Consider the following 8,485-nt stretch of genomic DNA (forward strand, 5'->3'; position numbering starts at 1 on the left):
AAATCCTTATCTGGCAAGAGATTTAATTGATTAGTTCGCTCTAGATCAAAAACAATTGACAAAAATCGCTAAATGCCTTTCTATATAAGGGTTACATCCCTTATAACCCCCGTCCATTGCATAACACAAACCGAAGAGCCACTAAAGTTAATTTTGTTACTGATAAACTGGTAATTTGGGATTATCCACTGATAACAAACCGGTTAAAAGTGAGGCGGGTTTTTGACTATAGGGCCAGGCAAAAGCATGGCGAAAAGCCGCATCTTGACAAGCTTGTAATTGTCGAAAATCGATCACATCTAGGGTGAGTAAATTCTCGTACTCGAAGGGCAGCCGGACATTGTGTAAACCGGCATTATCGGTACAGATAGCAATATCAACCCCCGCTTCAAAACAGCGATCGAAGACTATCTTTAACTGGGATAAACTTTTGAGGGTGCCAGTTTTTAAATAGGTGGTGGGACAGACTTCTAAACATTGATGACGACGGGCAACTTCCGGCAGCAGTTCCGGATATTGTAGGGGAATTTGAATACCGTGACCGATTCTTTGCAGATAGGGCAGTAATTGGGGATAACAACCGTCCTTTGTTTCGTAAAGATGGCCGGTGGTATTTAAACCCTCTTCCCTGGCATAACTGTATAAACCAGCAAATTCCTCTAGTCGAGTTTGGTAGTGGGAATCACCCCCAGCAATATCGATCGCACAGACGTATTCTCTCATCTCTAGGGCCAGATCAACGATCGCTTTGTTGACTTCGGAGGGAAGTCGCGAGTGCATACAGAGAATTTGACTGGTAATAATCGGATATTCGCTCATTTTCGAGGCTTGACCGACGATCTCGACAATCGATCGCATTTGCTCGATTCGCTCTGTTTGGTTCAAATGTTCGTCGGTGCGATAGTAGGGAGTATAGCGCAATTCTAAATAGGCAAGATTCTCGAAGATGTAAGCGCCGCGAATCAGACGATAGATAAAATAGGGCAAAGTTTGGGCGGTTTGAACACTTTCGACTAGGGTATGTAATTCTAAATACTCATCTAAACTATTACGTTCACGGGTGTAAAATTCCTCAAAAGCTTGGTATTCCTGGAATTTGGCCGCTAAATCCCGCTCATGTCTGTGAAAGTAGCGCCAGAGAATTCTCGGTACTACCGATCCCCCTAAATGCCGATGCAAATCTGCGTATAAAGCCACAACTCCGATGCTCCTTAGTCTCTCAAATGTTCCTTAAATATAACGAAGTTTTACAATTGTTTGACAATTGTTGCCAAATATTATCAGTACCTATTCGGTGATCGGTTGGGTGTTGGGGAGCGGGGAGATAGTGAACAGTCGCTAGTGCAAGGCTCAGATCTGATCACCGATCACTGATTCAAGGCTGACAGCTAGAATAAGGTCATTAAACCTAAATAAAGCTTTAGGGAATAGAGGAGTGACAACATATACAATGATTGGGGTTTATAGTCAAGCAACCCTAAGCCTATGCCACGCCGTGATGACTTACAGAAAATCCTAATCTTGGGCGCTGGCCCGATTGTCATCGGACAAGCCTGTGAATTCGACTATTCGGGAACTCAAGCCTGTAAAGCCCTACGAGAAGAAGGTTATGAGGTAATTTTAGTCAATTCTAACCCCGCCTCGATCATGACCGATCCAGAAATGGCCGATCGCACCTACATTGAACCAATTCTGCCGGAAATTGTCGAGAAAATTATCGCTAAAGAACGTCCTGATGCGATTCTACCGACTATGGGCGGTCAAACTGCCCTAAATACCGCCGTAGCCTTGGCCAAAAGCGGCGTTTTAGAAAAATATAACGTGGAACTGATCGGGGCAAAACTCCCCGCTATTGAAAAAGCCGAAGATAGAGAACTATTCAAAAAAGCAATGGAGAAAATCGGTGTTCCCGTCTGTCCTTCGGGGATTGCCAACAATTTAGAAGAAGCAAAAGCGATCGCCCATCAGATCGGTTCCTATCCTCTCATTATCCGGCCGGCCTTCACTTTAGGAGGAACCGGGGGCGGTATTGCCTATAACCAAGAAGAATTTGAACCGATGGCTCAGTATGGTCTAGATTGTTCGCCTACATCGCAAATTCTCGTCGAAAAATCCCTAATTGGCTGGAAAGAATACGAATTAGAGGTAATGCGCGATCTAGCCGATAACGTGGTGATCATCTGTTCGATCGAAAACTTTGACCCGATGGGGGTCCATACCGGCGACTCGATTACGGTTGCGCCCGCCCAAACCCTGACCGATAAAGAATACCAACGCCTCCGGGACTATTCTAAGGCAATTATTCGGGAAATTGGCGTAGAAACCGGCGGCTCGAACATCCAATTCTCCGTTAATCCCACTAACGGCGACGTAATCGTGATTGAGATGAATCCCCGGGTATCGCGTTCTTCGGCCCTGGCATCGAAAGCCACGGGATTCCCGATCGCTAAATTTGCCGCTAAACTAGCAGTAGGCTACACTTTAGACGAAATTCCCAACGATATCACCAAAAAAACCCCCGCTTCCTTTGAACCAACTATCGATTACGTCGTCACCAAAATTCCCCGCTTTGCCTTCGAGAAATTCCCCGGCTCCCAACCGATTCTAACTACCCAGATGAAATCCGTCGGGGAAGCTATGGCTATCGGTCGAACTTTCCAAGAATCCTTTCAAAAAGCACTTCGATCCCTAGAAACGGGACGTTTTGGCTTTGGTTGCGATAAAGTCGAAACTCTCCCCCCTCTCTCGGAAGTCCGGGCTGGTTTACGGACACCTAACCCCGAACGAGTTTATAGTATCTATCATGCTTTTAAATTGGGCATGAATGGGGAGGAAATCCACGAACTAACCGGGATTGATCCCTGGTTCCTCGATAAATTGGCCGATTTGATGGAAACCGAGAAGTTTCTCAAACGAACTCCCCTGAAAAGTCTTAGCAAAGAGGACTTATTCGCCATTAAACAACAGGGCTTTAGCGATCGCCAAATCGCCTTCGCCAGCAACAGCAGCGAGGACGAAGTGAGAAGTTATCGCAAGGGTTTAGGTATTGTTCCCGTTTATAAAATGGTGGATACCTGCGCGGCAGAATTTGAGGCTCTGACACCCTACTATTATTCCACCTACGAACAGGTGGAATCGGAAGTTTTACCCTCCGATAAACGCAAAGTGATGATCCTCGGTGGGGGTCCCAATCGCATCGGCCAGGGGATAGAATTTGACTACTGTTGTTGTCATGCCGCTTTTTCCCTCAGTCAAGCCGGTTTTGAGACGATTATGGTCAACTCTAACCCGGAAACTGTCTCCACCGATTACGATACCAGCGATCGCCTTTACTTTGAACCCCTGACCAAAGAGGATGTCTTAAATATCATCGAAGCGGAACAACCAGAGGGTTTAATTATTCAATTCGGTGGGCAAACTCCCTTAAAACTAGCCCTTCCCCTGCAAAGATATCTAGAATCGCCTAATTGTCCCGTAAATACCAAAATTTGGGGAACTTCACCCGATTCGATCGATACTGCCGAAGATCGGGAACGGTTTGAAAAAATCCTCCGAGAATTAGATATCCGACAACCCCCCAACGGTATTGCCCGCAGTTTCCAAGAATCCCAAGCAGTGGCTAAACGCATCGGTTATCCTGTGGTAGTACGTCCGTCCTATGTTTTGGGCGGTCGGGCAATGGAAATCGTCTATTCCGATAGCGAATTGGAACGCTATATGAAGTATGCGGTACAGATAGAACCGGATCACCCGATTTTAATCGATAAATTCCTCGAAAATGCCATCGAAGTGGATGTGGATGCCCTCTCAGATGCCACGGGAACAGTAGTTATCGGGGGATTAATGGAACATATCGAACAAGCGGGCGTACATTCGGGCGATTCTGCTTGTTCTATCCCCCATACGTCCCTTCCTGACTCAGTTTTAACCACAATTCGACAATGGACGGTGGAACTAGCGAAAGCTTTAAAAGTAATCGGTTTGATGAATATCCAGTATGCGGTACAGGGGGAGACAGTTTATATCTTAGAAGCGAATCCCCGCGCTAGTCGTACTGTTCCCTACGTTTCCAAAGCAACGGGAGTTCCTTTAGCAAAAGTTGCCTCCCTCGTCATGTCGGGCAAAACCCTAGCAGAATTGGGCATCACCAGCGAAGCAATTCCCCGTCATATTGCCGTGAAAGAAGCGGTTTTACCCTTCCAGAAGTTCCCCGGTGCTGATACTCTCCTGGGACCAGAAATGCGTTCTACAGGCGAAGTAATGGGGATTGACAGCGATTTTGGCAAAGCTTTCGCTAAAGCAGAAATGGCCGCCGGCGTGATTTTAGCCACCAGTGGGACGGTTTTTGTCTCGATGAACGATCGCGATAAAACCCCCATGGTTCCCGTGGTTAAGGATCTGCAATCCCTCGGTTTTCGCGTCGTCGCCACTTCGGGAACTCGTCAAGTTTTGTTAGAAAACGGTTGCGAAAATATCGATTTAGTGCTAAAGATTCACGAAGGCCGCCCCCACGTTATCGATTGGATCAAAAATGACTGGATTCAGTTTATTGTCAATACTCCCAGTGGTGAAGAATCCCAAAACGATGGCCGACAAATTCGCCGTACTGCCCTCGATTATAAGTTACCAATTATCACCACTATCGCCGGGGCAAAAGCGACAGTAGCAGCCTTAAAATCTCTGCAATCCCAACCTTTAGAGGTGAAAGCTTTACAGGATTATCTCGCCTAATTTCAGTTATCAGTTATCAGTTATCAGTTATCAGTTATCAGTTATCAGTTATCAGTTATCAGTTATCAGTTCACTGAAAATACACCCCACTTCCTAATTCCCATGACCGATACTCTAAACGATTATAAAAACCTGATTAGTGAACTGATTAACCGTTATAAAAACCGCGTCGATTTCCTGACAATTCGTCTGGAAGAAGCGCGGGGGACGAATATTCTACTGCGTTCCGAACGAGTGGAAACCCTCAGCGAAGGTATTGCTATCGGTGGTCAGGTACGCGCTTGTTATCAAGGAGGTTGGGGATTTGCCAGCTTTAATCAATTATCCAGTTTACAGGAACGATTAGAAGATGCGATCGCTGCTGCCCGTTTAATTGGGGAAGAAGAAACCCTGATTGCTCCGGTAGAACCTGTAATTATCTCCTGTGAATTACCTTTAACGGGAACAGACCCGCGTTTAGTGCCATTAGCTGATAAAAAAGCCCTCTGCGATCGCTATAATAACTTACTGCGTCAACACCATCCCAGTATTGCCACCACTTCCGTCCGTTACAGCGATAGCAGTCAACATATTCTTTTAGCCACTTCTGACGGGACTTTAATCGAACAAAAATGGTCGGACTTAGAAATGCGTTTTTCGGCCACCGCTAGGGATGGGGACAGTGTACAAACAGGCCGGGAAACCACGGGATCCCGAAAAGCTTTCGAGGATCTGGTCAATTTAGAAGAACAGGTGCAAGGGTCGGCTAAACGTGCCGTACAAGCCCTAGTTTTGCCCCCTGTCAAGGGCGATACCTACACCGTCGTCATCGATCCCATTTTAACCGGTCTGTTCGTCCATGAGGCTTTTGGCCACCTGTCAGAGGCAGATATGTTATACGAAAATCCTGACCTTTTGGAAGTGATGAGTATGGGCAAACGTTTCGGGCCGGATAACCTGCAAATCTTTGACGGGGCCTATCCGGAAGGTCATCGGGGCAGTTATTTTTATGACGATGAGGGAACCCCCGCAACGACGACTCAGTTAATTAAAGACGGGGTTTTGGTGGGAAGACTGCATTCGCGGGAAACGGCGGGCAAATTAGGCGAAAAACCGACCGGTAACGCCCGTTGTCTCAATTATCATTATCCGCCCATTGTCCGCATGACCAACACTTGGATTGAACGGGGAACCACTGCCGTTAAAGAGTTATTTTCGGGGATAAAAACGGGAGTTTATGCCCAAAATTGGCAGGGAGGCATGACTAACGGCGAAATGTTCACTTTTAGCGCCGGGGAAGCTTGGATGATTCGCGATGGAGAAATTGCTGAACCCGTTAAAGATGTGACTCTCTCCGGTAATGTCTTTAAAACTCTAGCCAATATTGAGGCAATTGGTGATGATTTCTACTGGGATGAGTCGGGAGGCTGCGGAAAAGGAGGTCAAAGTGGTTTACCGGTTGGCTGCGGTGGCCCCAGTCTCCGTATCCGCGATGTGGTCGTGGGAGGAGAAGCAGATATTCAGTAATCAGTAATCAGTAATCAGTAATCAGTAATCAGTAATCAGTAATCAGTAAACAGTAATCAGTGAACAGTGAACAGTGAACAGTGAACTGATTACTGATAAGAATGTCCACTAAAAACTCAAATCTGATAACTCAAATCTGATAACTCAAATCTGATAACTCAAATCTGATAACTGATAACTGATAACTGATAACTGATAACTGATAAGACTGTCCGGTAAAAACTCAAATCTGATAACTGAATCGCTTTGTCGGTAAGGGTTTTTTCGGCAAATTATGGCAAGTGTATTAGCGCAGTTTCATACAGCCGAAATCGAAATCTATCTCATCTTCTCATCACTGTCTTCAATTTCTTGATCATCTTTATTGATTTCTTCTTTAAATCCCCGTAAAGTTTTCCCCAAAGCTGCCCCAAATTCGGGTATTTTTTTCGGTCCAAATATCAGGACAACAACTACAGCAATAATTACTATTTCTGGCCAACCTAATCCAAACATAATCTTGAAAGTAAAAAGTAAAAAAGGTGTTGGGTGTTGGGTTTTAGGGTGTTGGGTGTTGGGTGTTGGGGGTTGAATTCCCCTATCCCCTATCCCCTATCCCCTATCCCCCTCTATACCACCACTTCAGCGCGTTTATAAGCTTCGTCGAGGACTTCTGAGAGAGTCGGATGGGTGTGGATGCGGAAAGCGAGTTCATGGACGGATTGGCGTTCAGCGATCGCATTAGCCGCTTCTTGAATTAAATCCGATGCGTGGATACCGATAATATGAACACCGAGTAATTCCCCCGTATCCTGACGATAAACGACTTTAGCGATGCCTTCCGTTTCTCCTTCCGCTAAAGCCTTAGAATTTCCCTTAAAATAGGTCTTGACAGAAGCGACCTTATACCCTTCTTCCTGTGCCAAAGCTTCTGCTTGCGGTTCCGTTAAACCCACATAACTAATTTCGGGGTGGGTAAAAGCGGCGGCGGGAATACTGCGATAATCGATGGTTTTTGGGCGATTACAGATATTTTCAATGGCTATTACCCCTTGACCCGAAGCAGCGTGAGCTAACATCATTTTACCCGTAGCATCGCCCACAGCCCAGAGATGGGGAATCGGTTCACCGTCCTGAATTACCTGCATTTTGTCATTAACGGCAATAAAACCGCGTTTATCCAGTTCTACCCCAACAAATTCCAATCCGAGATTCTTTGTCGCTGGGATTCTTCCTGTAGCGACTAAACAAGCATCTACTTCTAAAATTTCGATCGCTTCTTTGCTTTTTGCGTCCACCAGTTCAATGGCCACAGGATTTCCAGGTTTAATACTTTTTGCCAAAACTCCCACATAAGTCTCGATGTCTCTAGGTTTAATCAGAACTCTTTCAGCGATTTTCGAGATTTCTGGGTCAAATCCTGGCATGAGACTATCTAAAGCTTCGATCATCGTCACTTCACAACCCAAAGCGGTGTATATATCCGAAAATTCTAGACCGATATAACCACTACCGATAATTGCGATCCACTTGGGTAAAGTTTCCAATCTAACGGCCTCATCGCTGGTAAAAACCGTTTTATGATCGATCTCGATCCCCGGTGGGACAAAGGGAACCGACCCCGGACAGAGCATAATATCCTTAGCGGTGTAGATTTTTTCGCCACTATCCCCGATGACGCTAACTTTTTGCGGACCGGCGATTTTTCCCCAACCGTGGATAGTATCAACCTTGAGACGTTTAAGACTATTAGTGAGATCGCCTCTAATTTTACTGACAAGGTTGTTAGCATGATTAGCAATTGTCGGACGGTCAAAATTAACGCCACCGATGGCAATACCTAAACTTTTCAGATGGTCACTATCGGCCAATTCGCGCACTCGTCCCGAGGCTGCCAGTAAAGCTTTAGAAGGAATACAACCGCGATTGACACAGGTTCCTCCCATATCTTTGGCTTCGATAATAGCTGTTTTTAGCCCACATTTGACTGCGTGTAGGGCTGCCCCGTGGCCACCAACTCCAGCACCGATAATAATTAAATCGTAGTCGAATTCACTCATCGAAAATTTTGGGTCTGAAACCCCGTCGTTTCACGACGGCTTTACTGTTAAATACTAGCACATTTACGGAATATATGCTAAAATGTGAGACATGGAAAAAGCCTATTCTTACCGATTTTACCCCACACCCGAACAAGAGTCGCTATTGCGGCGCACTTTGGGCTGTGTAAGATTAGTTTACAATAAAGCTCTCCACGAACGAACACAAG

Annotated in this window: 6 protein-coding genes; 3 read left to right on the plus strand and 3 right to left on the minus strand. The window is 45.7% G+C overall.

Going from position 1 to position 8,485, the window contains the following annotated elements; genetic code table 11:
* Positions 1-156: 156 nt before the first annotated feature.
* Positions 157-1,197 (minus strand): adenosine deaminase, encoded by a 1,041-nt coding sequence (locus IM319_RS06920; protein ID WP_287735100.1) that lies wholly within the window; start codon positions 1,195-1,197, stop codon positions 157-159.
* 288 nt (positions 1,198-1,485) lie between these two features.
* Here IM319_RS06920 and carB point away from each other — a divergent pair, with 288 nt between their 5' ends.
* A complete protein-coding gene (gene carB, locus IM319_RS06925) occupies positions 1,486-4,731 on the plus strand; it encodes a carbamoyl-phosphate synthase large subunit (RefSeq protein ID WP_287735101.1) in 3,246 nt (1,081 codons plus the stop codon).
* Positions 4,732-4,833: 102 nt separating this feature from the next.
* Positions 4,834-6,237: a TldD/PmbA family protein gene (locus tag IM319_RS06930; RefSeq protein ID WP_286826292.1), complete on the plus strand. Its 1,404-nt coding sequence runs from the start codon at positions 4,834-4,836 to the stop codon at positions 6,235-6,237.
* A gap of 318 nt (positions 6,238-6,555) precedes the next feature.
* Here IM319_RS06930 and tatA read toward each other — a convergent pair whose 3' ends face one another.
* Both tatA and lpdA read right to left on the minus strand, forming a co-directional pair.
* On the minus strand, positions 6,556-6,732 hold the full coding sequence (gene tatA, locus IM319_RS06935) for a twin-arginine translocase TatA/TatE family subunit (RefSeq protein WP_286826291.1): 177 nt from the start codon (positions 6,730-6,732) through the stop codon (positions 6,556-6,558).
* A 113-nt stretch (positions 6,733-6,845) separates the two neighbouring features.
* Positions 6,846-8,276, minus strand: coding sequence for a dihydrolipoyl dehydrogenase (lpdA, locus tag IM319_RS06940; protein WP_287675653.1), 1,431 nt, complete (start codon positions 8,274-8,276; stop codon positions 6,846-6,848).
* Between the two features lie 91 nt (positions 8,277-8,367).
* On the opposite strand from lpdA, the gene IM319_RS06945 reads away from it, so the two are divergent.
* Positions 8,368-8,485 (plus strand): helix-turn-helix domain-containing protein (locus IM319_RS06945; protein WP_287237603.1); only part of this gene is annotated, 118 nt, incomplete at its 3' end.

Origin of the sequence: Microcystis sp. M113S1, assembly GCF_020246945.1 — a bacterium.
In the GTDB taxonomy this organism is placed as follows: Bacteria; Cyanobacteriota; Cyanobacteriia; order Cyanobacteriales; family Microcystaceae; genus Microcystis.

Bases quoted from the DNA above. Each gene is read 5' to 3' on its own strand.
- IM319_RS06930 (WP_286826292.1), top strand. From the start codon at position 4,834: ATGACCGATACTCTAAACGATTATAAAAACCTGATTAGTGAACTGATT.
- tatA (WP_286826291.1), bottom strand. From the start codon at position 6,732: ATGTTTGGATTAGGTTGGCCAGAAATAGTAATTATTGCTGTAGTTGTT.
- carB (WP_287735101.1), top strand. From the start codon at position 1,486: ATGCCACGCCGTGATGACTTACAGAAAATCCTAATCTTGGGCGCTGGC.
- lpdA (WP_287675653.1), bottom strand. From the start codon at position 8,276: ATGAGTGAATTCGACTACGATTTAATTATTATCGGTGCTGGAGTTGGT.